Source organism: Marinobacter salarius, assembly GCF_032922745.1.
GTDB lineage: Bacteria > Pseudomonadota > Gammaproteobacteria > Pseudomonadales > Oleiphilaceae > Marinobacter.
This window is the reverse complement of the sequence record NZ_CP136693.1, coordinates 3434109-3459438: the sequence shown is the minus strand read 5'-3', so window position 1 is coordinate 3459438 and position 25330 is coordinate 3434109. Positions and strand designations below refer to the sequence as shown.

The window sequence follows — 25330 nt, the reverse complement described above, 5'->3', positions numbered from 1 at the left end:
GCCTGATGCAGCAGATTATCGTGGACGTCGATATCAGCCCTGATGAGTGGATCAAGCTCTATCAGGGCTCGGCGACGGATGTCCACACCACGGCCCGGGACGGGCGATCCGTCCGCTTCCCGGCCCGTATTCTCTCCCGCTTTTACCTTCGCGACGGCGTACAGGGCAGTTTCCGTATCCTGTTTGATGACCAGGGTAAGTTCGTCAGCGTGGAACGCTTGTAATTCCGGCCTACCAACGTCCCTAAAACTTCTCTACAATTCCCACCCGTTTATTCCTTGATCAATTCGTGGAGCCCTGATGCGAATAATCCTTGCCCCAATGGAAGGGCTGGTTGATGCACCCATTCGAGAGACACTGACAGCCGTTGGTGGCATCGACCGGTGCGTAACGGAATTTATTCGCGTGACTCAGGGCATGCTACCGCCCCGTATTTTCTACAAATACGCCCCGGAACTGCACAATGGCTGCGAAACCCAGGTTGGCGTACCGGTGGCCGTTCAACTGCTGGGCTCAGACCCCGTCCAGATGGGCCGGCATGGCGCCAAGGCGGTGGAGCTGGGCGCCACACAGGTTGATATCAATTTCGGTTGCCCCGCCAAAACAGTCAATAAACACAAGGGCGGCTGCGTGCTCATGCGCGAGCCCGAATTGATGCAACAGATTACGGAAGCGGTTCGTGCCGCCGTGCCTGCTCATGTGCCGGTGACCGCGAAAATGCGTCTGGGGTACGATGACCGTTCCATGGGCGTTGCCTGTGGCCAGGCGCTGGAAGCGGCCGGCGCGTCCGAGATCGTGGTTCACGCCCGCAGCAAGGTGGATGGCTACAAGCCACCGGCTTACTGGGAAGATGTGGCCCGGGTCAGGGAAGCGGTTAATGCCCATGTGATCGCCAACGGCGAGATCTGGACCGTGGCGGATTACTGGCGCTGCCGTGAGGTCTCCGGCTGTGACGATGTGATGATCGGTCGTGGGCTGATCGCCCGGCCGGATCTGGCAAGGCGGATTCGTGCCAGCCAACTCAAGGAATCGGTGGCGGATATGACCTGGCCCGAGGTGGTCAGGCTGGTAGAAGGCTACGCCGTTGCGCTGCAGGACCGCCTTGAAGACAGGTTTGTGACCGGCCGAATCAAACAATGGCTGAACTATCTGCGTGGCGGCTACGCGGAGGCCCAGTGGCTGTGGCCCGAAGCCAGAAAAATCCGTGACGTGGCCCCCATGCTGGCTTGCCTGCGACAGCCCGTCCCGGTTACTGAAGCTGCATAGATCTGTTCACGTTCACCACTCCGGAATTCCATTCTCCAGCTACACTGCTATGAAGTGACGCATCCATCGTATTGGTTATGGTACCGCCAAAAACCGTGGAGAGGGAGATATGAACAACGCCTGCAAGAGCCTGGTTGCTGCCTTTCTGGCAAGCGCCGTATCGCTGTCGGCCGCTGCCGACACAGTTAACGTTACCCCGCTTGGGAGCCATGACGGCGAATTCTGCGCCATGGACCGGGCGCTCATCTTTGAAGACCCCAATGGCACCCGTATTCTCTATGACGCCGGTCGAACCGTTGCGGGTGCTGATGATCCGCGATTAGGCAACATTGATGTGGTGCTGGTATCCCACGTTCATGGCGACCATGTGGGGGATCGCCATATCCGCGACGTCAATCAGGGTAGCTGTGGTGGGCCGGAGGTTCCGGAGGTGGTGCTTCCCGAGTCCAATTCCGTGAACATCACCGCCGCCAAGAAGGCAAAGATCGTAACGGGTAGCGAAATGCCGGCGTTTTTCGCCAGCAAGCTCAAAAGCGTTGAGGGTAATCCAGAGGATTCACTGCTGGTGAGGTTCGGGGCTGAACGGGTGGTGGGCGGTGTGGTCATCACAACCGTGCCTGCGGTGCACAGCAATGGCCTGTCGCCGAGCTTCCTCACCGGCCCGCTGGCGGAATACCTGAAAGCGGCGGGCGTTGGCGCCAGTGTTGGGCCGCCCACCGGCTACGTCCTTACGTTCACCAATGGCCTGGTGGTGTACCTGTCCGGCGATACCGGTATCACCGCTGAGCAGAAACTGGTTGTCAAAGACCACTACGGCGCCAGTCTTGCGGTTCTCAACATCGGTGACACCTACACCACGGGCCCAGAAGAGGCGGCCTACGTGGTGAATGACCTGATCAAGCCAAACGCGGTGATCGCATCCCACGCCAATGAGGCTGCCACGAAGGAGGGCATTGTCCGGGACGGAACGCGCACCAAACAGTTCATCAGCCTGTCCTCAATGCCCGTTCACGTTCCTCTTAGTGGCAAAACCATGAGCTTTGATGGTACTGCCCATTGCACCGACGGTTGTTGAAAGGAAGGCTGGCCGTAGTGGTCAGCCTTCCATTTCTGATGAGTATTGCCCCAGAGTGGCCAGGCTGTTCAACTTGGCACGTTTAACCATTGCGGCCTGAGCAGCTTCGCGGTTGGAGGAAATACCCGCCCAGGCTTTCTGGGCCGGCTCCTGCAGTGCCCGCCCGTAGGAAAAGCTGAGTGTCCATGGCAGGTCCGGGCCGCTGTTCATGGCGTTCAGGTTCAGGGTCGCTTCCGCCGGGGTCTGGCCACCGGACAGGAAGTTGATACCAGGCACCGCTGCCGGCACCACACGCCGGAACACTCCCAAGGTGTGTTTTGCCACGTCCTCTGGGCTTGCCTTCTGGCCATTGGCGTTGCCAGGCGTCACCATGCTGGGTTTGAGGATCATGGTCTCAAGCTCAACACGATGGCGTCGCAGGGCCTGAAATACCTCGTTGATAACGGCCTCGTTCACCTCCGCGCTTCGCTCGATGCTATGGTCGCCATCGATCAGCACTTCCGGTTCCACAATGGGCACCACGCCGCAGGACTGGCAGATGGCGGCATAGCGTGCCAAGACCTCGGCATTTGCCTCGATGGCAGCGCGACTGGGGTTGGTATCGGTGATGTGGTAAACGTTCCGCCACTTGGCAAACCGCGCACCGAGTTGTTTGTAGTCTTCAAGCCGTTGGGCTAGCCCATCCAGGCCCTCGGTAATCTCATCACCGGGTGCATTAATCATCGGGCCCTTGCCCTTATCCACCTTAATGCCGGGCACAATGCCCTGTTTTGCCGCCACAGAGGGTAGGCTGGCGCCATCGTCCGCGTGCTGTCGCAGGGTTTCCTCGAACAGGATCACACCACTGACGTACTCTCCCAGCCCCGGCGCAGCGAGAATCAGGTTGCGGTAGTGTCGTCGGTTTTCTTCGGTGGATTCCACACCAACCGCCTTGAACCGTTTGGCGATGGTTGGGTTGCTCTCGTCCGCCGCCAGAATGCCCTTACCTTCGCAGACCAGTTCACGGATGGTGCTTTCAAGCTGTTCCTGAGTGTTCATCCAAAACTCCCGTCGCTATGCCAGTGAACGTTTAAAACTCTGGTTTCAAACCCCGAGTGTTCAGTATAGATCTTCAGCAAGCAGATCACAGTTATCAACCGGTAACTCGCGGGAGATATAGTGATAAACAAAAACTATGACATTGGTACGAAAAAACAACCTGAACTAATAGTGAAAAATGGGAGTACATTGACTAGATTGGTAGCTGATTGGTTCAGTTTGTCAGTGCAACAACGATCAATGAAACAGTGAAATAGATGGTAGCAACCCACGGAGAGAGTGATATGAGCGGAAACGAAGGTAAATGCCCGGTTATGCACGGGGCCCGCACAAAGCTGCAGGACGAGGGTCCGGGTGTCAACGATTGGTGGCCGAACCAGCTGAACCTGGGTATTTTGCACCAGCACAACCCCAAGTCGAACCCGTTGGGGGAAGACTTCAACTACGCCGAAGAATTCAAGAAACTTGACCTGCCTGCGGTCAAGAAAGACATCGAAGCCGTATTGAAAGATTCACAGGACTGGTGGCCCGCGGATTACGGCCATTACGGTCCGTTCATGATCCGTATGGCATGGCACAGCGCCGGTACCTATCGAACCGGTGATGGCCGCGGTGGTGCCGGCACCGGCAACCAGCGTTTCGCGCCCATCAACAGCTGGCCTGACAATGGCAACCTGGACAAGGCCCGCCGCCTGCTATGGCCTGTCAAACAGAAGTATGGCAACAAGCTGTCCTGGGCCGACCTGTTTATCCTGACCGGCAACGTGTCCCTTGAGTCCATGGGCTTCAAGACCTTTGGTTTTGCCGGTGGTCGTGAGGACATTTTCCAGCCCGAGGAAGACATTTACTGGGGTGCGGAAAGGGAATGGCTGGCCACCAGCGACAAGCCGAACAGCCGTTATTCCGGTGATCGCGATCTGGAAAACCCCCTGGCTGCGGTACAGATGGGTTTGATCTACGTGAATCCGGAAGGCCCGGATGGGAACCCGGACCCGCTGGCATCGGCTCGTGACATTCGCGAGACCTTTGCTCGGATGGCGATGAATGACTATGAAACAGCAGCCCTGACCGCTGGCGGTCACACCTTTGGTAAGACCCACGGGGCCGGTGATCCCGACAAAGTTGGTCCAGAACCGGAAGCAGCGCCGATCGAAGAGATGGGCCTGGGCTGGAAGAGCAGCCATGGCAGCGGCAAGGGCCGTGATGCCATCACCAGTGGTCTCGAGGGCGCCTGGACGCCCAGCCCCACCCAGTGGGACATGAGCTATTTTGACGTGCTGTTTGGCTACGAGTGGGAACTGACCAAGAGCCCGGCCGGCGCCCAGCAGTGGCGGCCGAAAGGATTGACCGAGAAAGACATGGCGCCTGATGCGGAAGATCCGTCCAAGCGCGTGGGAATCATGATGTCCACCGCCGATATGGCGATGAAGCAGGACCCGGAATACCGCAAGATCTGCGAGCACTTCCATAAGAACCCGGAAGAGTTTGCGGACGCCTTTGCTCGCGCCTGGTTCAAGCTGACGCACCGCGATATGGGCCCGAAAGCCCGCTATCTCGGCCCGGAAGTGCCGGCAGAAGACCTGATCTGGCAGGATCCGGTGCCAGCGGTCGATCACGAACTGATCAATGCCCAGGACATCGCTGACCTTAAGAGCAAGATCCTGGGAGCGGGTCTGTCGGTCTCCGAGCTGGTTTACACCGCATGGTCTGCCGCGTCGACGTTCCGTGGCTCCGATCTGCGCGGTGGGGCCAACGGCGCCCGCATCCGCCTGGCTCCCCAGAAAGACTGGGAGGTAAACGAGCCACAGCAACTGGCTAAGGTGCTGCAGGCTCTTGAAGGCATCCAGAAGTCCTTTAACGATGCCCAGTCCGGCAACAAAAAGGTTTCCCTGGCTGACTTGATCGTGCTCGGCGGTAACGCCGCAGTCGAGGAAGCCGCCAAGGATGCAGGCCACAGCATCGACGTGCCGTTCTCGCCCGGACGCACCGATGCCACTGATGACCAGACGGACGTGGAGGCCTTCGACTGGCTCAAGCCCGAAGCCGACGGCTTCCGCAACTACCGCCGCGCGGCGTTTACCGTTTCCGACGAGGAAATGTTGATCGACAAGGCGCAGTTGTTGAACCTGAGCGCACCGCAGATGACGGTACTGGTGGGCGGCCTGCGCGTACTGGGTGCCAATTACAAGCAATCCAAACACGGCGTGCTGACTAACTCGCCGGGCAAGCTCACGAACGACTTCTTCGTGAACCTGACCGACCTCAACACCGAGTGGAAGCCAACGTCGGCTGATGCGGACGTGTTTGAGGGCCGGGACCGCAAGTCCGGTGATGTTAAGTGGACAGGCACCCGGGTGGACCTGATCTTTGGCTCGAATTCCCAGCTTCGTGCAATTTCGGAGGTGTACGCCCAGAGTGACGCCAAGGAGAAGTTTGTGAAGGACTTCGTGGCGGCCTGGAACAAAGTGATGAACGCTGATCGTTTCGATCTGTCGTAAGTGTTGTAACTTGCCGGCGGATGCAGGGGAGGGATCCTGTGCATCTGTTGGTTTTGTTGTGTAGGTTGATAAGTCGGCAACGTTCAGGAGGCCCGTTTGATTACCTACACATTATTAGTAGTAGCACTGGTGCTTTTCGCCGTCACCGTACTCGGAAGAGTGCGGGTTCACGACTGGTGGGTACGTGCCTGTGAGTTTCCCCGTGTTCAGATAGCCACGCTTGTTGCCGTGACTGCGGTGGCAGCGTTGGTGTTAGGGGACGGTGAATTACGGTTATGGGTGATCGCACTCTGTGGGCTGGTACTGGTGTTGCAGTTGTACCGAATCCTGCCCTGGACGCGGTTCTGGCCCCTGCAGGTTCAGGTTGCCGAGCCGGGAAATGCGGATCGCTGCGTTACGTTAATGGTTGCGAATGTACTCACCCCCAATCGCAACAGCGAAGGCCTGCTCCAACAGGTACGGGATTGGCAGCCGGATATGCTGCTGACGCTTGAATCAGACCAATGGTGGGGTGAGCAACTGGATGCCGAGTTGGGAGACTGGCATACGGTCATTCGTATACCGCAGGACAACCTTTACGGGATGCACCTCTACTCCCGACTGCCTCTGGAGGAGGCGGAAGTAAAGTACCTGATCCAGGATGATATCCCCTCCATCCATGGCTGGTTGAAGTTGCCCAGTGGTGACAGGGTACGCTTTCATGCTCTTCATCCACGTCCGCCTGCGCCGAGTGAAAGCGAGGAGTCCCTCTGGCGGGATGCTGAACTGCTACTGGTAGGGCGGGAGGTCGACAAAGGTGGGTACCCCGCCATCGTTGCCGGCGACCTGAACGATGTCGCCTGGTCCAGAACCACCCGCTTATTCTGTCGTATCAGCGGTATGCTGGACCCGAGGCGTGGCCGGGGCACGTTTAATACCTTCCATGCGGAGCGTTGGTATCTCCGCTGGCCTCTGGACCATGTATTTACCACGGAGCATTTCACCCTCAAACAGCTCCGCCGCCTGGAGGCTTTCGGATCAGATCACTTCCCCATACTGACAACCCTGTGTTTTCGTCCCTCCCGTAAGGATGAGCACGACGTTCCCGAAGCCGACGGGGAAGAAGTTCAGGAAGCCAGGGAAAACATCCGCGAAGGGAAAGTCAGAGAGCAGGACGATAACTGATCGGCCGCGCAGGTTGCGGTCGATCAAGTGGCGCGACGTTAGAGCCCCTGAGCTCCACGTCTGAGCCAGTCGTGGACAAACACCAGCTTGTGGCGCGCAAAATCCGACAGAACAAAGGGATACAGGTCCGACAGGCCCATCGACCGGTTTACGTGGTTCACGCCCATGGCGATGGACGCGGCGATGTGGATCAGTCGCTGGGCATCGGGTTCCGAATAGGGATCCCAGTTCGGGCCTGGCACTTCCGGAGAGGTTAAGCCCGAGGCCACAAAACTGTCGGTCAGGTCCGTCAAGTGAAGCAGGTGCGCGGCCGTCTCCGCCCAGTCTTCGTGGGGATGAGCTGAGGCATAGCTGGTCAGGTAGTACAGCTTCCAGTCCTGGGGCGGACCATTTTCGTAGTGATGCTGAAGCGCTCCGGGATAGCTGATACGTTCGTCGCCAAACATCGCCCGGAACGCATCCAGGAAGTCCTCACGCAGACTCAGACGCCACCACAGCATGTGGGCAATCTCATGTCGCATGTGGCCAATCATCGTTCTGTAGGGCTCTTCCAGCGCCTCCCTGCGGGTGGTGCGTAATACCGGGTCTGCCTCCGCCACGCTGATGGTGACAACACCCTGGGCGTGGCCCATTGGTACGGGAGTGGGACCCTCCGCAAGCATATGGAACACCGGTCGAGAGCCAGGGTCTTCCGGGCGAAACCAATGCCAGCGCCCAAGATTGTCGATCACCCAGCGTTTGGCGGCCTCGGTTTGCGCCCAGTTGGGGATGGCGTTGGCGATGGACGGGTCTGGTGCCAGCGCCGTCATGGCACAGGCGCGGCAGAAGGCACCTTGCTCTGGTGCGATCCAGTTGCAGCCAATCACGTCCCTGTTAGCGCAGAACGGCGGCATCGGCAAAAAAGCTCGCGCCTGGGGGTCGTAGGCCACCGGGGTACCATCAGCCGTGGCAAGGTTGTCAAACCAGAGAGCGCCGGAACCGACGGGGTTGGCGAAAACGCGCATAAAGAAAGTCTTCCAGCGGAATGGACCCTGAGTATAGGAATTGATCGCGCCGGATGTCCAACGTCGCATGGGCGGCTTGCCAGTTATTTCACATGCGTAGTATATTTGGTTCACATGTGAAATAAATGGCAGGCTTATGGACAAACGTTTTTTCTATCTGCTTAACAAGGCCCGCCATCGGGTATACAAACACGCTGACCAGCGCAGCGAAGAAGCGCTGGGAATTTCGGTAACCCAGGTGGGGGCGCTGTTGCTGGTTGCCGGCGACGAGGGATGTCTGTTGAAAGATCTCGCCCACAGCCTTCATTTGAACAGTTCCGCGTTGACGGGGCTGGCTGGGCGGATGGAGAGCAAGGGCCTGTTGGAGAGGCGCACCTGCGACAGGGATGGCCGCGCATCCCGTTTGTATCTCACCGCTGTCGGGCGCGAGAAGATCGAAAGCGCCAAACCGCTGATCACGGAATTGAACAACCGCATGACCGACGGTTTCAGTGATGAAGAAGTGACCGTCATCCTCAAGTTCCTCAACCATCTCGCCAACGATTTCTGACGCCCGGGAACGTTGTCAGGCAAGTTACCAGGAGAATCATTATGAGTGCCAGGGAGTCTTCACTACCCCCAACGAGTAGACAGGATGTGCCAGTCACGACACCGGGCGGTCATCGAATCCACCTCCGGGCATTTCCTGCGGATCAGTCCAGTTCGGTCGTCATCGTCGCTGGCGCCATGGGGGTAGGGCAGCATTGTTATGAGAAATTCGCGCGTTATCTGAGCCGCCAGGGCTTTACCGCCATCACCTTCGACTATTCCGGTATGGGGGCCTCCCTGCAAGGCCGTCTGCGGGACTGCCCGGTCAAGGTGACGGAGTGGGGGAGCGAGGATTGCCAGGCGGTTATAGACTTCGCCCGGCAGCACTATCCCGGGCAGCGCCTTCAATGGATTGGTCACAGCGTTGGTGGGCAGTTGCTGGGTATGACACCCAATGTAAACGAGCTGGATCACGCCGTCACCGTCGCCTGTGGCAGCGGTTATTGGCGTGAGAACTCACCGCCCACCAAACGTATTGCCTGGTTTCTGTGGTATTTCATGGCGCCTGTCAGCGTGCGGATGTTTGGCTACTTCCCCGGCAAGCGCCTGAATATCGTGGGTGACCTACCACCCAATGTGATACGCCAGTGGCGGCAATGGTGCCTCAACCCGGAATACGCAGTGGGTAAAGAGGGCCAGGCATTACGGGAACAGTTCGCTGCGGTGCAGGTGCCGATTTCAGCGGTGGCCTTTACCGACGACGAGATGATGTCCCGACGTAACGTCGATTCGCTGCACAGCTTCTATACTCAGGCGACTGTCACCATGCACCGAATTGATCCGAAGGATGTTGGCGAAAGCCGCATTGGCCACCTTGGCTGGTTTCGTGAGCAATACCAGACGTCGATCTGGCAAAACATCCTGTTACCCCTGCTTCGCTAGTCGGCGTGTATTCTCGGCCTCGCTCGCGGACACTGATGTTTTAGTGCATTGATTTGCGCGCCCGCCAGAAGCGAGCAATGGCGGGTTTAACGCTTACGCCGTGAACAAGGATCGACAAGGCAACCACTACCAGGGTCAGGTGAATCAACTCCAGGGCGATGTCTTCTGGCAGCCCATGTTGGATGGCGTACATCAGATAGTAGAGGGAACCAATGCCCCGCACACCGAACCAACCCGCGAGATTTCGTAACCGGATTGGCGCCTTGCTGCCGAGCAGGCCAAGGTGAACACTGATGGGGCGGGCGACGAAGAACAGAAAGGCGGCGAAACCAACCGCGCGCCAGCTCCACGAATCCCAGAACAGGGAGCCGCCAATCAGCAGAACCAGAACGATTTCGGCCAGCCTTTCCAGATGTTCGTTGAATATCAGGGAGCTCTGATGCACATGGGCGATGGCCTTCGGTGCTTCGCCCGGATAGGTTTCCCCGGAAGTTGTATCCGAGTAGGACTGTTTAAGGCCGGCCAGCTTCAGTTCGGTATGCCGCAATGCCACTGCCGCGCTGAACACCGCCAGAAATCCCCAGGCATTGACCAGAAGACTGACGCCATAGGCAAACGCAATCAGGCCCAGCCCAAGGAAGCTTTCGAGAAACTCCGACTGGGTGAACGTGGAGCGCAGTTTCTGAACCAGCCAACCGACCAGGCAGCCGGCCACGATACCGATGATGATTCCCGCGCCGCTGGCCCATACAACGTCAACCGCGAACCACCGCCACCCGGCGTCGCCCAGATCATGCAAACCTAACAGTCCGAGCCCCAGCATTACGAAAGGAAAGGCGCTACCGTCGTTCATTCCCGCTTCGCTGGTTAACGCAAACCGCAGCCGGTCAGGATCATCGGCATGTCGAACCTGTACTTCGGTGGCAAGCACCGGATCGGTGGGGGCCACCACCGCACCAAGCAGTACCGCGGCACCAAGGGGCAGGGCGAGCCAGAAGTATCCGAACAGCGCCACAATACCCACGGTCAGCGACATCGACACGACCGCCAGTCTCAGGGGGTTGCGCCAGCGCCTGAAGGTCACCGGGGCGGGCATTTTCACGCCAGCGCAATACAGCGAAATCAACACGGCGATTTCTGTGAGCAGTTCCAGCAGTGCCGACTCTTCCAGTGGGTTGAAGTGGAATAGGCCAAAGCCCATCGGACCGACGATAAAACCGACCAGCAGGTACACAATGGCTGACGTGGCGGGCCCGTTTTTGATGTAGGACGCGGTAAAGCCCACTAACAGAAGGAGGGCGCCCAGCAATAGAAACCAGGTAGCGGTCGTCATAGGTGGCTCAGAAATACAGTGGTGAGTGATAGCGCTGTATTAATCCGGACGACTAACGCAGCACTCCCGACCTGAATTCTGCCAGTGAAACCTGGCGGGTTTCCTATACGGTTCAGTAATCACTAGTGGATGACCTGTTCACGGGATTGCGAAGCTGCACGTTGCCTCATCGGTCACCAAGTGCCTGCTCCACCGCCTGAGTCGCGTGAATCGCCGTGGTATCGTACAGCGGAACGGTGGTGTCCGCCTGTCCGATCAGCAGGCCGATTTCCGTGCACCCCAGGATGACAGCTTGCGCACCTTGCTCGGCCAGTGAGTTGACGACGGCCAGATAGGCCTCCCGGGAAGCCGCCTGGATTTCTCCCTGGCAGAGTTCTTCGTAGATAATCCGATGAACCTCCGCCCGTTGGGGTTCATCCGGAGTTACCACCTCAATGCCAGCCGCTTCCAGGCGTTCGCGGTAGAAGGCCTGCTCCATGGTAAACCGTGTACCCAGGAGCCCCACGCGCTGGATATTGTCCTGTGTCAGGACGCTCGCCGTGGCATCGGCGATGTGAAGCAGGGGGATGTTGATGGCCTCTTCAATTTCCGGCGCTACTTTGTGCATGGTGTTGGTGCCGATCATCAGAAAATCCGCCCCCGCGTTTTGAAGTGACAGTGCGGCGTTGGCGAGCATGGTGGCCGTGGCGGGCCAGTCACCTTTGTGCTGGAGTGCTTCAATCTCCGCAAAATCAACGCTGAAAAGCACGAGCTTGGCGGAGTGCAAACCCCCAAGGCGTGATTTTATGCCCTCATTGATCAACCGGTAGTACGTTTGGGTGGATTCCCAGCTCATGCCGCCAAGAAGGCCAATGGTTTTCATAAAACGCTCCCTGTCTTAATGATGGTAGACACGTTGAGACTAACAAATACATCCGTAGCTGTATTGGATAGTTGAACATCTCAGGTATTCGGGGCAATGTGGATATTCTGGAACAGACGCATAGGAGCGGTGCCGTGAGTAATGTATTGGAGTCTGCAGAACAGGTTTGTGATGCCATAACTGCACCCTGCAGCGCGATTGAAACCATACTGAGCCCCCGTATAACAGACCTTGGGGGATTCTCCGTGCGTCGCCTGTTGCCAACCGCAAAACGGAAAATGGTTGGCCCCTGGATCTTCTTTGACGAAATGGGGCCGGCGGATTTTGCAGCGGGGCACGGTATCAACGTTCGTCCCCATCCACACATCGGTATTGCGACGGTGACTTACCTCTTCGAGGGTGAGATTTTGCACCGGGACTCTGTCGGTAGCCTCCAGCCTATCCGCCCGGGTGATATCAACCTGATGGTGGCTGGCCGTGGCATCACCCATTCTGAACGTGAACGCGCGGCGATCACGGTGGAAGATCATCGGCTCCACGGTCTTCAGCTCTGGCTGGCACTGCCGGAAGAGCACGAAGAAACCGACCCTGCTTTCCACCACTACCCAAGCGATGACATTCCCTCGTTAGACGTTCACGGTGTGCCTGTGCGAGTAATGATTGGCAATGCCTACGGGGTGGCTTCACCGGTACGCCGGTTCAGTGACACCCTCTACCTGGAAGCCACTCTCACGGCGGGCCAGAGCCTGGAATTGCCCGATGTGCAGGAACGCGCCGTTTACGTTGCCCAAGGTGCCCTGACCGCCCACGGCGCGGAACTTCCAACTCACAGCATGACGGTGTTTTCGCAGCAACCTGGCGTATCGGTGACCGCCAGTGAGGACACTCGTATTGCCGTGATCGGCGGAGAACCGGTTGGCCGGCGCTTTATCGAATGGAACTTTGTATCGTCCCGCAAGGAACGTATTGACCAGGCACGGGAGGACTGGCGGGCAGGGCGGTTTGATAAGGTGGTGGGGGACGAGGCGGAATTTATTCCATACTAGTGTGCAGCCTGGCGCACCTCAATTTTGTTCAATACCCGCTCCACCTTTCAGGGCAGACTCCGTCTATAACCTGAACGGAGAATACCATTCATGAGCCTTTCCCTGATTCTGCCCATGTCCGCGTTCGCTCTGGCGGCGTCCATTTCCCCGGGCCCGGTCAACCTTGTGTGTCTGAGCAGTGGCACGCGTTATCCTGTTTCCCGGGGACTGATCTTCGTTACCGGGGCAACCCTGGGCTTCATCGCCCTGTTCGTCGCTGTGGGGCTGGGGCTCTACTCGCTGCTGACCATGGTGCCGATGTTGGAAGCGTTGTTGCGATGGGCGGGTGTCGCATTCCTGCTTTATCTGAGTATAAAGCTGGCCATGGACAGCGGTCAGTTACCGGAAACGGGTGTTGATAAGGCGCCGGGCTTCGGCACCGGGGCAATCATGCAGTGGCTGAACCCCAAAGCCTGGCTGGCTTCGGCGTCTGGCATCGGCGCCTATACCAGCGCCAACGACCTGAACCAGATCCTGCTGTTTGCGTCGCTCTACCTGCCCATCTGTTGGTTGTCCCTGGCATGTTGGGTGTATGCGGGGGCATTCCTGCGGCGATACGTGCAGCGGCCTGTGGTGCTGATGGCCATCAACCGGACCCTGGCTTTATTGCTTGCGATCAGTTGTCTGTATCTGGTGATCGGTTGAGGGCTGTCGGTACTGATTCGGCGTTGCCGCCATCAGCCGTTTGAACGTGCGCTGGAAGTGAGGCTGGTCGGCGAAGCCTGCGTTCAGTGCCGCCTCGGCGATTGGGGTGCCGTTGGCGAGCTCAAGGCGCCCTAGTTGGATACGGCGATTCAACAAATAGGCGTGGGGAGTCAGGCCAAAATGCTGCTTGAAGGCCCTGATCAGATGGCCCTCACTGTAACCGGAAATGTCGCAGAGCGTGTCCAGGGAGACCTCTTCTGTGGAGTGGTCATCCAGATGACGCGCTAATGCCGCCAGCGTTTCCGACGCCTCTGGTTCCGCCGCGATTGGCCGGCGGGCCAACTCATGCATCAGGCCTGACAGAAACTCGACCACTTCGGTCTGTTTATCGAGAAGATCCCGCTGTGGATTCAGAAGGCACTCCGCCACGCGGCAATACCGTTCATACCAGATGGGGTCCGTTATGGTTGCGGTGGAAATGTCCTGCCAGGTCGCTTGCGGCAATAATCCGGCCTGATATCGCAGTTGGGTCAGCCACTGCGTATCCACGTACAGCATCAGGTAAGCCCAGGGCTGGTTTTCGATGGGATTGCACGAATGAACCCACTCGGGATTCATCAGTACCAGGTCACCGGTGCGGACATGGAAAAAGTCCTCCCGATACTGGTAGGTGCTTTCACCTTCGGTAATGGCGCCAATGGACCACTGAGTATGACTATGGGGGGAATAGCAGACTTTACGCCCATCACTGACTTTGCGTAATTCAACATGGGGCAGGCGGGCGTCGCGCCAGAAAATGGGTTTGGTCTCAATGGAGTTGGTCATGCCTGCGTTCCTGTCCGCAATGAGTCATGTGCCCCTGGGCGCAAACATAATGATGGCCATGCCCGTTAAAGCCACGGCCGTCCCCACCAGATCCCAGACCGTTGGCCGAACGCCATCCACGGCCCATAACCAAAGTATCGCCATAAAGATATAAACACCACCATAGGCTGCGTATACCCGGCCAGCGGCCGTCGGGTGCAGCGATAACAACCAGGCGAACGCGGCCAGGCTCAGGGCGCCAGGAATCAGCAACCAGATGGTCTTGCCTTCCCGCAGCCACAGATAGGGCAGGTAGCAGCCGACGATCTCGGCCAGGGCGGTCACTAGAAAGAGGCCGACAGTTTTCAATTCTGGCATCACGCTGCTGTTTCCCGTTCAGTATCAGTCGGCGGCTTTCTCAGCGATCATAAGGGTGGGGGAGATGGTATTCAACCAGATGCAGAGTGTTGCTGAGGTTATGGGAAGGGTTGGCCGCCACCGAAAACCCGGTATCGATGGCGGACTGGGTGGTTATTGAGTGTCGTACTTCGCTGCGTCCCTTACGGTTGGATAGCCTTCGATGAATACCCATTCGGTATCCTTGGCCGGCACGTGGCAGCCGAAGCAATTATTGAAGCCTTCGCCTTTCCAGTTGTCGGTGGTGCTGGTGTTGGGGCTGTCTGTCGTGAACAACGCCCATCCCCAGCCTTCACCCCAGGCGGTATTGTCGGGGAAGCGGTTGTGACGGTCTCGTACCATCACAAACCAGACACCAATGTCCCCCGCCCATTGGGCGTGACCAGTGGTTTTGGGGCCTTCTTCAATGCCCCTGATTTCCTTGACCAGCACTGCACCATCGGGCCATTTGCCGTCGGCTTGAAACGCCTTGACCGCTGACGGATCGGCATAAACGTCGTGAACGCCGGGCCCACTGGCCTGATCGTCCTCGACTACAAACCAACTGCCGATGTGTACCCAATCCTCACGGAAGGATTGTGGCCGGGTAATGTTGCCCTTGGCGTCGACGAAAGGCGAGAACGACTGATTTGTTGAAGCCGTGGCGTCGCTGGATGTGCTCTGTTGCTGCTCCGCTGCCGCTCCTGGTGCCCAACTCAGCGCCAGGATAACAATGGCGGCGGCAAGGGAAGTGTTTAGTTGCATGATATAGCCTCCGTTTGATGGGTAGAAGTGAAGGCTATTCTTTGTTGAGAGATACGTCTGTCAGATGGCTAACACTCATCAAGTCGACGAGTGGCAAACGTCGACAACCTGGCGAGATCCACCACGCAAATGTGTCCACGGGTATAATCCAGCAGCCCTTCCCGACGCAGTTCATTGAGTTCTGCGCTGACCACCGGCCGGCTGGCGCCGATCAATTCGGCCAGTTCTTGCTGGGTTAGTGGCACATCTACCTCGTGCCCGTGGACGCAATGGCCGCCAGCCTGGCCTACAAGGTCAAGCAGTGTCACCGCAACCCGACCGCGCACATCGAGTGTCATGAGGGCGTACAGGCGCCGCTCGGTGATTTCCTGGCGCCGGGCAAGCATCCTGATCACCTGTCCTGCCAGCGCGGGTTCAGCCTCAATCCGGGTCTGGAAGTCTTCAGCTGTGTAGCGAATAACACGGGTAGCGCCTTTAGCAGACACGGTCTGGGTCGCGGTTTCGGTGCTCCCCAGTCCCGCACCAAGTATTTCTCCGGCTCCGAGCACGGCCGCAATACTGGCGGTGCCAGATGTTGCAACGTGCTCAAGCTTAAGGTGCCCGGACTCGACAATGTATACGCTGTTATCCCACTGCCCCTGGTGATAAAGCTGCTCACCGGAAGCCAGTACGATGGTCTGGGTGGCAAGCCCGTGGTCTGCGGTTGGAGTCATAGTCAGCCATGCTTCCGCTTATACAGCCTGAGTATTCCCCGAACCGTGACATCCAACTGACTGCCGGATGTGTAATCACCCCGTACCACGTAGTTGGCCCGCTCTTCGGAGATAAGCTTTTCGATCTTATTCTGGGTTTTGCCATCGCCCCATTTGTCACCGTCGAACACCGCAAGACTGCACCCGCCCTGCGCCTTCACCATTTTCATCGCCGGGATGTCCGTGTCGCCATCGCCAAAGTAGATCATGTGGTCGAAGGGCACAGGGCGGTCACCGGGTTCGATGTATTCGTTAATGGTGACGTTGTCCCAACTGTTCTCGATGCCCTTGTTGATGCGGAACAGGTATTGGGTTTTAGTGGTGTAGTCGATGGCCACGGCGGGCCATTTCGCATGCCCGGTGGCCTCATCATAGTGATAGCGGCACCCAAAGATCTTCTTGAAATGCTTCGCCACCGGCGTGCCGCGAATCATCTCTTCCAGCCCACTGGAGACAATGTAATGGCTCAAGGCAATACCCTGGTCGCTGGCGAAGCGGTTGATGGCGTCAAACCAGTCCACGACCCCGGGGAACAGGGGGATGGACTTTCCGTAGGCCTGTAGATTCTCCGGTTTCAGCTCATCCTGCTTGCCCTCATCGCGGGCGCGCTTGGCCAGTTCGCCGAGGTAGGTGAGTATCTCATCGCCGTCCCGCTCACGGTTCTTGCGATTCACTTCCGGCCAGAAGTCGGAATGCTCGTTCAAACCCAAAGCCGGCATCAGGCCGTGTTCGGCGCAGTTGCCTTTTGCGAGGGTGCCGTCGAAGTCATAGATCAGAGCGCATTGCATTGTCTTTTTGCCTTCTTCCCATGGATGACATCAGCGTAGCCGGTTATCGCAAACGACGCCCGGCCAGGCGATCTTTCTGGGCGCGGACGGCCTCTGTCAGAAAATCCATCAGCGCATGAATTCTCACCACGCCTCGCAGGTCTGGATGCATCAGAAACCACAGGCCGTATTCCAGCTCTGGGATGGGGTCGGTGAGTTGAACAATGTCCGGGTCCTCGTCCGCGAGATAGCAGGGCATCACGGCCAGCCCCATGCGGGAACGAATAGCGCTGAGGATGCTGACCAGAGTATCCACACGGTAAACACAGGCCTGCTTCAATGCGTGGTTATCCATCCACTGGTCCACGGAGGAATCCTGAAGCCTTGGCCCGGCACCAATCCAGGGCTCATTGGCAAGGGCCTCTATGGAGGTTCCCGGCGTCAGGCCGAGGTCTTTGTGAGCATAGACAGCCTGGCCGAGGGTGGTCAGTGGCCGGCCAATCAGGTTTTCCGGTGGACGGTTGGAGGGGCGTATAGCCACGTCCGCCTCCCGGCGTGTGAGATTGAACAACTGGTTGGACACCGCGACATCCAAAACAATGCCTGGGTATTTGTGCCGGAACTGCGTGAACAACGGTGCCAGCACGCCCATCAGCAGAGAGTCGGTTGTGGTGGTCCAGATCTCGCCACTGGGCTCCAGGTCACGGCCGGCCACCTTGCGTTCGGCGGCCAGGGCGGCCTCGTCCATGACCTTTGCCGTGTCTGCGAGTTCTTCCCCTGCCAGTGTGGGTCGATATCCTGTACGGCCCCTCTCAAAGAGAATCACCCCAAGGCGCTGTTCAACATCGCCCAGCCGCCGGAACACCGTAGCATGGCTCACGCCCAACGCCCGCGACGCGCCAGACAGCGAGCCCGCTGTGGCAATGGCGAGCACCAGTTCAAAGTCATTCCACGCCAGATTGCTCCGTGTTCTCGCGGAGGCGGTGGGCGATTTCTTGGGTTGTTTGTCTGTTCGTTTTTGCAAAGTCTGTTCTCGGTTCTAGGGAATAGTTTGCAGTTTAGAACAAGTTTAGCATGTACCTGAACTCATACGACAACCAGTGCGCTCCGCTAAAAGGTGCGGCGCCAGGGAGGACAGAGACATGTTGATCTCAGCAGAAAAGACCTACTTTCGCGGCGGCTATCCGCTGGCTTTCCGCGAGCATGCAGACCGTAATGCAAAAGAGTCGCACCGGAGCAGCATACCGCTCAGATATCGCGATGGGATGGGAGGCGTCAATCTTGAGCAGGTGAAGCAGGATCAGCGACGGGCGCGGCGCGACGTCGTGCGGGCGATGATACGGGGCCTGAACCGGCTGCGGCGTCCGCATTAAACAGGTGGGATAAAAACGCTCTGGCTGCGGCATGCCAACCGGTGCTGATCATTCAGTGTTGCTATAGTGATATGACAAGCACTGATGTCGGAGCGCGAAATGACCCAGAATATGGAATTGATCGAGCGGATTGAGCGTATGCGCGATCTCAATCCGCTGGACGCCGCTGAAGAGCTGATGCAGTCACCCGTGGACGATATTCAGTTCATCCTTTCGCGATTGCCTGCTGAACAGGCACAGCTCATCGCTTCACACCTGGGAGATCTGTCCGCACCGGAAGAAGCAGCTACCCGCGCAGTGCTTTCTGGCATGGAAGAAACCGTTGGCGAACTGATGACGCCGGTAACGGCAACGTTACCGGATAGCTACACCGTGGCGGAGGCGCTGACCTTCATGGTGAAAAGCGCCGATGTTTCCGAAATTAGCTACATTTTCGTGACGGATAGTGACTGCCTCGTGGGTGTGGTCGGCATGCGGGACCTGATCCTGGCCAAGCCCTCCGAGGCCTTGTCTGCCATCATGGTGCGCGAGCCGTTTGCGTTCCAGGAGGACACGCCGGTGAAAGACGCGGTCAGTGAAGTGCTCTACCGCCACTACCGCATGTATCCGGTGGTGGACGAGCAGCAGCATGTGGTGGGCGAGGTGCGGGGCTGGAAACTCTACGAACGCATCGCATCGGAACTCAGCGCCCAGGCCGGTTCTCAATACGGTGTGGCGAAGGAAGAGCAGATCAACACACCGGTGCTTGCGGCCTTTCGCATGCGACATCCCTGGCTGCAGGTGAACCTGATTACGGCGTTCGCTGCTGCCTTCGTGGTCGGCATGTTCGAGAGCACCATCGCACAGATTGTTGCGTTGGCGGCCTTCCTGCCCGTTCTTGCCGGGCAAAGCGGCAACACCGGCTGTCAGGCGCTGGCCATTACCCTGAGGGGCATCACCCTGGGGCAGATCAATGACTATCCGATCCGGCGATTGCTGCGCAAGGAAGTTCTACTGGGCGCACTCAATGGCGCTGCCGTTGGCGTCATTGCCGGTATTGCGATGTTTGCTTATGCCTTGTCCACCGATTCCGCTAACCCGGCCATGCTCGGCCTCGTTATCTTCATCGCCATGGTCGGCGCCTGCATGGGCAGCGGTATCTTCGGGGTGGCGGTGCCGTTGGTGCTCAAACGGTTCGGCGCCGACCCAGCCACTGCGAGCAGCATCTTTTTGACAACGTTCACCGACATTATCGGTATGGGCCTGATGCTGTTCCTTGCAACCTCGTTGGTGCTGTAACCACGTTGTCTGATAACAGGCTCGCTTTTCATCATTATGCGGGTTCTTTGAAGAGTTTCTTTCAAGCGGGAAAACACGCCAGCTTCACGTTTAGGGATACCGTATTTCTTGAACTAGCGGAGCTGACTGTCCTTGCTGCCACGGCGATTGATACCACCATGAGACGTTTCGTGTTTTTCAAGACTAGACTGACATGCAACGCAAAGTTGAACCCCGGGAATCGCTTTGCGGCGCGCTTCCGGAATCGCACTGTCACACTCCTCGCAATGGGTGGCACTCTCGCCGCTCGTCAGTTGGCTGCGTGCGCGCTGCACCTCGTCGTCTACGCTCGCGTCGATCTGATCCTGAACGGCGCCATCCCGGGACCAACCACCTGCCATAGTGCTCTCCCATCTTTGCAAAAGTCGTGTAAAGCTGCGTCTGACCCGTTTCGAACGGTGCGCTAGTCTGGAAAACTGCTCGTACTCTCAATGACTTTGAATCACTGTCAATCATTTTCCAGCTTCTGCGCGGGCTGCCCGCTATCGTCATAATCGCCGTGCAAGCTACATTCTGTTATTAAAAAAGAAAGGTGCCTTTGTGTCCACTAGCGTCCAGATAAGCGACATTAACCTTACCTACCCAACTGAGTCAGGCACCGTCGCGGTGCTCAACAACGCTTCACTCACGATCCCGCCCGGCGACACACTGGCGATTACCGGCCCCTCCGGAAGCGGGAAAACCTCGCTGCTTTTGTTGCTATCCGGGCTCCAGCGCCCGACCAGTGGAGAGATCCTCGTAGGCAACCAGCGCCTGGGCGAGATGGATGCCAACGCATTGGCCGACTGGCGCAGCGAACACCTTGGCATCATCTTTCAGTCCTTTCATTTGTTACCGGGCCTGACGGCACTTGGGAACGTTAGTCTGCCGCTGGAAATCGCCGGGCAGGCGGATGCCCGCGAGCAGGCCCTTTCGATGCTGGAGGCGGTCGGCCTTACCCACCGGCTGCAGCATTATCCAGGACAGCTTTCCGGGGGCGAGCAACAGCGTGTGGCGATCGCACGGGCACTGGTGCACCAGCCAAGCCTGCTGCTCGGCGATGAGCCCACCGGCAACCTGGACCATGCCACTGGCGAAAAAGTGCTCTCGCTGCTATTCGACCTCCACAAAGAGAGCAAATCCACCCTGGTGCTGGTGACCCACGACGAACGTGTCGCGGAGCGCTGCCAGCACCGGGTTCGGATGGATGGTGGGTGCCTTTATGAAGCGTAACGCCCAGACAACGCCGCTGTGGATGGTCAAATTCGCGATCACCGATCTGCGATCACGCATCTCAGCGCTTAAGGTCTTTCTCGCCTGCCTTATCCTCGGCGTTACCCTGGTGGCAGCTACGGCCAGCCTCTACCGGGTGATCGAGCAGAGCCTGCTGGCGGATACCCGCATGCTGTTGGGTGGTGATGTGGAGCTTGATGCCAGTGAGCCGTTACCAAGTGACGTGATCGATTGGGTAGGGCGCACCGGGACTCTTTCGCTGGTTCGGGAGTTCGACACTATTGTCAGTGGCGAAAGCGGTGACGGCTTCTTTCGCGCTGAGATCCTGATTCCGGATGAGGCCTATCCGCTCTACGGTGAGCTGCAGCTAACGCCGGATCAGTCGCGTGCCGAGCTAACCGCACGCAAGGATGGCCGATGGGGCGCCGTAATTGACCCCTTGCTGGCCGAGCGCCTGGGCCAGACTATAGGGGACCAGATTGAGATAGGCGCGGCCACCTTTCGCATCAGCGGCCTGATTCAGAAACAGCCGGACCGCCGCCTGAACGCCAACTGGCGGGGCCTGCCCATCATGATCTCCGAACAGGCGGTCGAGGCGACGGAACTGATCCGGCCAGGCAGCCGGGTGGACTACGAATACCGTGTGAAGACCGACCAGAACCTGGACACGTGGCTGGCGGACTTCGAACAGGCGTTCCCGGAACCAAACTGGGACACCACCACCTTCGCCGAGCGCAGCGAACGCATCGCCGAACGGCTGGACCAGATTGCCACAGCGCTCATCCTGATTGCCTTTACCACGCTGTTTATTGGTGGCCTCGGTGTCGCCAACAGCATACACGCCTACCTGGATGAAAAACTGGGCACCATCGCCACCCTGCAGACACTCGGCCTGCGCCGCAAACCCTTGGTGGCCATTTACCTGTTGCAGATCGGACTGCTGGGCAGCCTGGCTGGCCTGATCGGCGGCGGAATCGGATTGGGGTTCTCCGCGGTAGCGATATCCCTGGCCGGCGACGCCTACGCGCTGTCCGGGCCCGAAGGGGCAGGGGGCTGGTTATCCCTGTGGTTTGTTCCCTTGCTGCTAAGCTGGCTGTTTGCGGTGCTCACCGCCTACGTGTTCGCGCTGCGGGCCCTGGCCAGGGCCCTGGCTGCGTCACCGGCCGGGCTGTTCCGGGGGCAGGTACAGGCCGCCCGTAACGAACCTCGCACATGGCGAGTTGCGAGCTATGTGCTGCTGGCGATCTATATCAGCGCCACCCTGTTCTGGTTGCCGTCACCGCAACTGGGCTTCCTGTTCCTGCTGGCGGTGGTCGTGCTTTGGGGCCTGCTGGAGGGCATTATCAAAGGGCTGCGGCGAGGCGCCAAAGCGCTGGAAAACAGTGGCTTTGCCGACCGCAAGTTCGCCCGGCGGCTGGCGCTCGCCAACCTCCACCGGCCGGATTCGCCACTGCGGGCAACGTTGTTGTCGCTGGGCACCGCATTGACCCTGGTGGTGGCCTGTACCCTGATGGTCACCACACTTCTGAGAGCGCTGGAAACCACCATCCCGGCGGAATCACCAGCGCTGATCCTCTACGAAGTGTTCCCGGACCAGATGGAACCACTCACGTCCGGCCTTGAATCGCTGGACCCGTCCAGCAGAACGGAACTTCTGCCACTGGTTCGCGCCCGAATGGCCGCCATCAATGAAGAGCCCATCGCAGACGCACTCGCTGACGACCCCCGAGCCCGGCGCGAAGCCATGGGGGACGAATACAAGCTCACCTACCTGGCGGGAAATCCGGAAGGCCTTGAGCTGGTAAAAGGCAATTGGTGGAGCAATCCGGCCCCGGAAGGGGAGCCGGCCTACATGGCGATGGAAGACCGCGAAGCCAACGCACTCGGGCTAACGGTGGGCGACCGGATTGAGTTCACGGCCCAGGACCAGCCGATTGTCGTCGAAATCCGGGCCATCTACCGTCAGAAAGGCCTACAGACCCGATTCTGGTTTGAAGGTGTTCTGCAGCAAGGCGCCCTGGATGGACTGATCAGCCTGTACGTGGGCGCGGTCTACCAGAGCGACCCAGCTGCCAAGGAATCGCAGCAATGGCTGGCCGGCAACATCCCCAACGTCATCACGCTGCGCACCGCTGACTGGCTTGAAACAGCGGGAGCCCTGCTCAACAAGGCAGCCGCCGGCCTTGCGGCGGTTGCGTCCGTCAGCCTGCTGGCAAGCCTGTTGGTGCTGTCCAGCGTTGTCAGCGTCAGCCGCAGGCGCCAACTCTACGAGGCCAACCTGCTGCATTGTCTCGGTGCCAGGCATCAGGCCATCCGGAACTCCATGCTGCTGGAAACCGGCTTGCTGACCTTTCTCGCAACGGTGTTTGCCACGGCGCTGGGTTCGCTGATCGCGCTGCCGGTGGCAGACCTGGCGCTGAAACTGCCAGCGGGAGATCTGTGGTGGATCGGCGCACTGGTGGCCGGCGTCGTCAGCGCGCTGGCGTTGCTAGGAGGATTGCTGCCTACGTTGAGGGCGATGCGGCTGAATCCGGCGGTTCTGTTGCGGGATGGGTAATTGACTGGTTACATCGCCCTCGCGAACAACCCAAAGGGCAGGGCCTTCAACACATAACTGAGCGGTGTCCAGGGCCACCAGGGCACATAGGCGCGGCGTACCTCGGAATCGATCGCTTTCACCAGAGCTTTTACGCCGGTTTCCAGATCCACCCGGAAGGGGGCGTTCTTGGTATCGCGGTTGATGTCGGTGAGGATGTAGCCCGGCATGATGTTGCTGACGTTGATGGGCTTGCCCTTGGTGTCCAGTTGCAGGCCTTCAGCCAGTGACGCTACGGCGGCCTTGGTGGCTGCGTAGACGTTGATAGGGCCACGGAAGCCGCGAACACCGCTGATTGACGACATCAGTACCAGATGCCCACTGTTCTGTTCCCGGAAAATCTCCATCGCCGCCTCGCTCTGGGCAATGGCGGCGATGAAGTTGGTTTCCGCCGTCTGCCGGTTGGCGGCAAAGTGCCCGCGCCCAATCGGCTGGGAGCTGCCAATACCTGCATTCACCACCACGCGGTCAAGGCCGCCCAGCTCTTCCCGAAAGCCCCGGAATACCTCGAACACCTGCTCGTAGTCGCACACGTCCAGGCCGCGGACCAGCACCCGAATATCGGGGTAGGCCTGCTGTAATTCCCGCTGTAATGCTTCCAGCTTATCCGCCCGCCGCGCACAGAGCGCAAGATTACAGCCCTTGGCGGCCCATTCGCGGGCCATGCCTTCACCGAGGCCGGTGCTGGCACCGGTAATCAGAATGTTCTTTCTCATTGGTTATGCCTTGGCTGGTTCGAGTTGTTTGAGATCAGCCTAGCATGATTGGGTGAGTTTGGAATTGGGTGACGCGCCTTAATCTACGGTCCTCGTTAGCCCCGACTCATGCAGCGCATTGCCAATCGCCTGATAGGCTCTTTCCGCTTCCGACAGGGCTGCATAATCGCGTGCGCAAACCGCGACGATAACCGCTTCATCGGGTGCCTGGGGGTTGAGCAGGCCGATATCGCAGGAGCGGGCCACCTGGGTGCCGGTTTTGTGGGCGAAATGGGTGCCCGCTGGCAAGCCCCCTGCAATCCGGTGATCACCCGTGGTTATTTCGGATAGATACCCCAGCAATTGGTCCGTGTGGGCGTCATTCAACAGTTCGCCCCTGACCAGTTGCTCCAGCAATGCCCCGAAGGCTTCGAGACTGCCTGAGTTGATTCCCCGCTGGTAATAGCGCTCAAAGGCTTCACGCACGCCTTTGGCATCCGCCTCTCTTGCAGTAATGTTGAGTTTTTCCAGCAACATATCGTACCGCGCCTGGTAGGTGCGGGCGGTTTTCAGATCGATGAAATCACGATTGGTCAGCACCGAAACACTGGGGTGAACTTCCCTGTATGCGTCGTAGCGCACCTGGAGGATCGTGGTAATCGGCCCCAGCCCTTCGGGAACCAGCCGTGCCACATCCTCTCCGAATGATTTCTCGCCAAGAAAACGTATCAACATGTCGGTTGCTGTGCTGTCGCTGTCGACAATAGAGCGTCTGTTGAGCTCTTCCAGGCTGTAACGGGCACCGGGGTCCACCCAGAGCAGATCTCCAGTGCCATCCACATAATCTGCAGCCCGGAGAGTGAGTTTCTGCTCCAGATCCAGGCCTTCGTTCTCGGCACGTTGCATCAATACGATGGCTAGCGGAATTTTGACGGTAGAGGCCAGATACCAGTCCTGGTCGATGTTATGAGAAACCTTCTGACCCGTACCCAGATGACGGATGTAGACCCCGAGATCGCCAGAGAAGGTTCGGTCAATGCGTTCGATTTCTTTCTGCAGAGTCGGGGGCCAGTCATCGGCCTGGGCCACAGAACCCAGGCTGAGAACGAAGAGGGCCAACAGTGCCGCACCGGCCTGCGAGAAGATAGGTTGCAGATTCATGGGGCTCCCTGTTTGCGCCGGGTTACAAATGCTAAGGGTTCCAATGCTGCGT

Annotated in this window: 26 protein-coding genes; 13 read left to right on the top strand and 13 right to left on the bottom strand. The window is 58.6% G+C overall.

Features of this window, described 5'->3' with window-relative positions; genetic code table 11:
- The first annotated feature begins 5 nt into the window (after positions 1 to 5).
- The 3 genes from R1T46_RS15990 (at position 6) to R1T46_RS15980 (ending at position 2341) form a co-directional block, all read left to right on the top strand.
- Positions 6 to 224: a DUF2835 domain-containing protein gene (locus tag R1T46_RS15990; RefSeq protein ID WP_007154354.1), complete on the top strand. Its 219-nt coding sequence runs from the start codon at positions 6 to 8 to the stop codon at positions 222 to 224.
- Positions 225 to 300: 76 nt separating this feature from the next.
- Complete coding sequence (locus R1T46_RS15985; RefSeq protein WP_317306135.1) at positions 301 to 1266, top strand: tRNA dihydrouridine synthase; 966 nt, start codon at positions 301 to 303, stop codon at positions 1264 to 1266.
- Between the two features lie 109 nt (positions 1267 to 1375).
- Entirely contained in the window at positions 1376 to 2341 is a 966-nt protein-coding gene (locus tag R1T46_RS15980) for an MBL fold metallo-hydrolase (RefSeq protein ID WP_317306134.1), read from the top strand.
- A gap of 21 nt (positions 2342 to 2362) precedes the next feature.
- On the opposite strand, the gene R1T46_RS15975 is transcribed toward R1T46_RS15980, so the two are convergent.
- Complete coding sequence (locus R1T46_RS15975; protein WP_213479892.1) at positions 2363 to 3379, bottom strand: class I fructose-bisphosphate aldolase; 1017 nt, start codon at positions 3377 to 3379, stop codon at positions 2363 to 2365.
- 284 nt (positions 3380 to 3663) lie between these two features.
- Here R1T46_RS15975 and katG point away from each other — a divergent pair, with 284 nt between their 5' ends.
- Positions 3664 to 5877 (top strand): catalase/peroxidase HPI, encoded by a 2214-nt coding sequence (gene katG / locus R1T46_RS15970; protein ID WP_317306132.1) that lies wholly within the window; start codon positions 3664 to 3666, stop codon positions 5875 to 5877.
- Positions 5878 to 5973: 96 nt separating this feature from the next.
- The gene (locus R1T46_RS15965; RefSeq protein ID WP_317306131.1) at positions 5974 to 7041 is read left to right on the top strand and encodes an endonuclease/exonuclease/phosphatase family protein; all 1068 of its coding nucleotides are present in this window, start codon (positions 5974 to 5976) and stop codon (positions 7039 to 7041) included.
- 38 nt (positions 7042 to 7079) lie between these two features.
- Here the strand turns inward: R1T46_RS15965 and R1T46_RS15960 are convergent, their stop codons facing one another.
- Positions 7080 to 8045, bottom strand: coding sequence for a putative zinc-binding metallopeptidase (locus R1T46_RS15960; RefSeq protein WP_317306130.1), 966 nt, complete (start codon positions 8043 to 8045; stop codon positions 7080 to 7082).
- A gap of 136 nt (positions 8046 to 8181) precedes the next feature.
- Here R1T46_RS15960 and R1T46_RS15955 point away from each other — a divergent pair, with 136 nt between their 5' ends.
- Positions 8182 to 8595, top strand: a complete 414-nt coding sequence (locus R1T46_RS15955; RefSeq protein ID WP_317306128.1) for a MarR family winged helix-turn-helix transcriptional regulator — start codon at positions 8182 to 8184, stop codon at positions 8593 to 8595.
- Between the two features lie 41 nt (positions 8596 to 8636).
- Positions 8637 to 9515 (top strand): alpha/beta fold hydrolase, encoded by an 879-nt coding sequence (locus R1T46_RS15950; protein ID WP_317306127.1) that lies wholly within the window; start codon positions 8637 to 8639, stop codon positions 9513 to 9515.
- A 40-nt stretch (positions 9516 to 9555) separates the two neighbouring features.
- On the opposite strand, the gene R1T46_RS15945 is transcribed toward R1T46_RS15950, so the two are convergent.
- Together R1T46_RS15945 and R1T46_RS15940 are read right to left on the bottom strand one after the other, a co-directional pair.
- The gene (locus tag R1T46_RS15945; protein ID WP_317306126.1) at positions 9556 to 10848 is read right to left on the bottom strand and encodes a cation:proton antiporter; all 1293 of its coding nucleotides are present in this window, start codon (positions 10846 to 10848) and stop codon (positions 9556 to 9558) included.
- 166 nt (positions 10849 to 11014) lie between these two features.
- On the bottom strand, positions 11015 to 11710 hold the full coding sequence (locus tag R1T46_RS15940; protein WP_317306125.1) for an aspartate/glutamate racemase family protein: 696 nt from the start codon (positions 11708 to 11710) through the stop codon (positions 11015 to 11017).
- 134 nt (positions 11711 to 11844) lie between these two features.
- On the opposite strand from R1T46_RS15940, the gene R1T46_RS15935 reads away from it, so the two are divergent.
- Positions 11845 to 12756, top strand: a complete 912-nt coding sequence (locus R1T46_RS15935; RefSeq protein ID WP_317306123.1) for a pirin family protein — start codon at positions 11845 to 11847, stop codon at positions 12754 to 12756.
- A gap of 90 nt (positions 12757 to 12846) precedes the next feature.
- Entirely contained in the window at positions 12847 to 13440 is a 594-nt protein-coding gene (locus tag R1T46_RS15930) for a LysE family translocator (protein ID WP_317306121.1), read from the top strand.
- On the opposite strand, the gene R1T46_RS15925 is transcribed toward R1T46_RS15930, so the two are convergent.
- The 6 genes from R1T46_RS15925 to R1T46_RS15900 form a co-directional block, all read right to left on the bottom strand.
- Entirely contained in the window at positions 13399 to 14265 is an 867-nt protein-coding gene (locus tag R1T46_RS15925) for a helix-turn-helix domain-containing protein (RefSeq protein ID WP_317306120.1), read from the bottom strand. The two genes, R1T46_RS15930 and R1T46_RS15925, sit on opposite strands and share 42 nt — an antisense overlap.
- 24 nt (positions 14266 to 14289) lie before the next feature.
- Entirely contained in the window at positions 14290 to 14622 is a 333-nt protein-coding gene (locus R1T46_RS15920; protein WP_036208334.1) for a YnfA family protein, read from the bottom strand.
- 153 nt (positions 14623 to 14775) lie between these two features.
- The gene (locus R1T46_RS15915; protein ID WP_317306119.1) at positions 14776 to 15405 is read right to left on the bottom strand and encodes a cytochrome P460 family protein; all 630 of its coding nucleotides are present in this window, start codon (positions 15403 to 15405) and stop codon (positions 14776 to 14778) included.
- Positions 15406 to 15473: 68 nt separating this feature from the next.
- Complete coding sequence (locus R1T46_RS15910) at positions 15474 to 16118, bottom strand: Crp/Fnr family transcriptional regulator (protein WP_317306118.1); 645 nt, start codon at positions 16116 to 16118, stop codon at positions 15474 to 15476.
- A 2-nt stretch (positions 16119 to 16120) separates the two neighbouring features.
- Positions 16121 to 16945 carry a haloacid dehalogenase-like hydrolase gene (locus R1T46_RS15905; protein ID WP_317306117.1) on the bottom strand — a complete coding sequence of 275 codons (825 nt, stop codon included), beginning with the start codon at positions 16943 to 16945 and terminating at the stop codon, positions 16121 to 16123.
- Positions 16946 to 16988: 43 nt separating this feature from the next.
- Positions 16989 to 17948, bottom strand: coding sequence for a LysR family transcriptional regulator (locus R1T46_RS15900; RefSeq protein ID WP_317306116.1), 960 nt, complete (start codon positions 17946 to 17948; stop codon positions 16989 to 16991).
- Positions 17949 to 18066: 118 nt separating this feature from the next.
- On the opposite strand from R1T46_RS15900, the gene R1T46_RS15895 reads away from it, so the two are divergent.
- Complete coding sequence (locus R1T46_RS15895) at positions 18067 to 18297, top strand: hypothetical protein (protein WP_317306115.1); 231 nt, start codon at positions 18067 to 18069, stop codon at positions 18295 to 18297.
- A gap of 99 nt (positions 18298 to 18396) precedes the next feature.
- On the top strand, positions 18397 to 19575 hold the full coding sequence (locus R1T46_RS15890; RefSeq protein ID WP_317306114.1) for a magnesium transporter: 1179 nt from the start codon (positions 18397 to 18399) through the stop codon (positions 19573 to 19575).
- A gap of 113 nt (positions 19576 to 19688) precedes the next feature.
- Here the strand turns inward: R1T46_RS15890 and R1T46_RS15885 are convergent, their stop codons facing one another.
- The gene (locus R1T46_RS15885) at positions 19689 to 19955 is read right to left on the bottom strand and encodes a DksA/TraR family C4-type zinc finger protein (RefSeq protein WP_317306113.1); all 267 of its coding nucleotides are present in this window, start codon (positions 19953 to 19955) and stop codon (positions 19689 to 19691) included.
- A gap of 199 nt (positions 19956 to 20154) precedes the next feature.
- Here R1T46_RS15885 and R1T46_RS15880 point away from each other — a divergent pair, with 199 nt between their 5' ends.
- Together R1T46_RS15880 and R1T46_RS15875 are read left to right on the top strand one after the other, a co-directional pair.
- Positions 20155 to 20826 carry an ABC transporter ATP-binding protein gene (locus tag R1T46_RS15880; protein WP_317306112.1) on the top strand — a complete coding sequence of 224 codons (672 nt, stop codon included), beginning with the start codon at positions 20155 to 20157 and terminating at the stop codon, positions 20824 to 20826.
- The gene (locus R1T46_RS15875) at positions 20816 to 23383 is read left to right on the top strand and encodes an ABC transporter permease (RefSeq protein ID WP_317306111.1); all 2568 of its coding nucleotides are present in this window, start codon (positions 20816 to 20818) and stop codon (positions 23381 to 23383) included. The genes R1T46_RS15880 and R1T46_RS15875 overlap by 11 nt, the downstream gene beginning before the upstream one ends.
- A gap of 8 nt (positions 23384 to 23391) precedes the next feature.
- Here the strand turns inward: R1T46_RS15875 and R1T46_RS15870 are convergent, their stop codons facing one another.
- On the bottom strand, positions 23392 to 24138 hold the full coding sequence (locus R1T46_RS15870; RefSeq protein WP_317306110.1) for an SDR family oxidoreductase: 747 nt from the start codon (positions 24136 to 24138) through the stop codon (positions 23392 to 23394).
- A gap of 78 nt (positions 24139 to 24216) precedes the next feature.
- A complete protein-coding gene (locus R1T46_RS15865) occupies positions 24217 to 25278 on the bottom strand; it encodes a serine hydrolase (protein ID WP_317306109.1) in 1062 nt (353 codons plus the stop codon).
- Positions 25279 to 25330: the final 52 nt, after the last annotated feature.

Excerpts from the sequence above, each read along its gene's own strand:
- R1T46_RS15920 (WP_036208334.1), bottom strand. The coding sequence starts at position 14,622 with ATGCCAGAATTGAAAACTGTCGGCCTCTTTCTAGTGACCGCCCTGGCC.
- R1T46_RS15975 (WP_213479892.1), bottom strand. The coding sequence starts at position 3,379 with ATGAACACTCAGGAACAGCTTGAAAGCACCATCCGTGAACTGGTCTGC.
- R1T46_RS15945 (WP_317306126.1), bottom strand. The coding sequence starts at position 10,848 with ATGACGACCGCTACCTGGTTTCTATTGCTGGGCGCCCTCCTTCTGTTA.
- R1T46_RS15885 (WP_317306113.1), bottom strand. The coding sequence starts at position 19,955 with ATGGCAGGTGGTTGGTCCCGGGATGGCGCCGTTCAGGATCAGATCGAC.
- R1T46_RS15910 (WP_317306118.1), bottom strand. The coding sequence starts at position 16,118 with ATGACTCCAACCGCAGACCACGGGCTTGCCACCCAGACCATCGTACTG.
- R1T46_RS15925 (WP_317306120.1), bottom strand. The coding sequence starts at position 14,265 with ATGACCAACTCCATTGAGACCAAACCCATTTTCTGGCGCGACGCCCGC.
- katG (WP_317306132.1), top strand. The coding sequence starts at position 3,664 with ATGAGCGGAAACGAAGGTAAATGCCCGGTTATGCACGGGGCCCGCACA.
- R1T46_RS15890 (WP_317306114.1), top strand. The coding sequence starts at position 18,397 with ATGACCCAGAATATGGAATTGATCGAGCGGATTGAGCGTATGCGCGAT.
- R1T46_RS15980 (WP_317306134.1), top strand. The coding sequence starts at position 1,376 with ATGAACAACGCCTGCAAGAGCCTGGTTGCTGCCTTTCTGGCAAGCGCC.
- R1T46_RS15930 (WP_317306121.1), top strand. The coding sequence starts at position 12,847 with ATGAGCCTTTCCCTGATTCTGCCCATGTCCGCGTTCGCTCTGGCGGCG.
- R1T46_RS15905 (WP_317306117.1), bottom strand. The coding sequence starts at position 16,945 with ATGCAATGCGCTCTGATCTATGACTTCGACGGCACCCTCGCAAAAGGC.
- R1T46_RS15865 (WP_317306109.1), bottom strand. The coding sequence starts at position 25,278 with ATGAATCTGCAACCTATCTTCTCGCAGGCCGGTGCGGCACTGTTGGCC.
- R1T46_RS15990 (WP_007154354.1), top strand. The coding sequence starts at position 6 with ATGCAGCAGATTATCGTGGACGTCGATATCAGCCCTGATGAGTGGATC.
- R1T46_RS15940 (WP_317306125.1), bottom strand. The coding sequence starts at position 11,710 with ATGAAAACCATTGGCCTTCTTGGCGGCATGAGCTGGGAATCCACCCAA.
- R1T46_RS15955 (WP_317306128.1), top strand. The coding sequence starts at position 8,182 with ATGGACAAACGTTTTTTCTATCTGCTTAACAAGGCCCGCCATCGGGTA.
- R1T46_RS15960 (WP_317306130.1), bottom strand. The coding sequence starts at position 8,045 with ATGCGCGTTTTCGCCAACCCCGTCGGTTCCGGCGCTCTCTGGTTTGAC.
- R1T46_RS15985 (WP_317306135.1), top strand. The coding sequence starts at position 301 with ATGCGAATAATCCTTGCCCCAATGGAAGGGCTGGTTGATGCACCCATT.
- R1T46_RS15950 (WP_317306127.1), top strand. The coding sequence starts at position 8,637 with ATGAGTGCCAGGGAGTCTTCACTACCCCCAACGAGTAGACAGGATGTG.
- R1T46_RS15895 (WP_317306115.1), top strand. The coding sequence starts at position 18,067 with ATGTTGATCTCAGCAGAAAAGACCTACTTTCGCGGCGGCTATCCGCTG.
- R1T46_RS15870 (WP_317306110.1), bottom strand. The coding sequence starts at position 24,138 with ATGAGAAAGAACATTCTGATTACCGGTGCCAGCACCGGCCTCGGTGAA.
- R1T46_RS15875 (WP_317306111.1), top strand. The coding sequence starts at position 20,816 with ATGAAGCGTAACGCCCAGACAACGCCGCTGTGGATGGTCAAATTCGCG.
- R1T46_RS15915 (WP_317306119.1), bottom strand. The coding sequence starts at position 15,405 with ATGCAACTAAACACTTCCCTTGCCGCCGCCATTGTTATCCTGGCGCTG.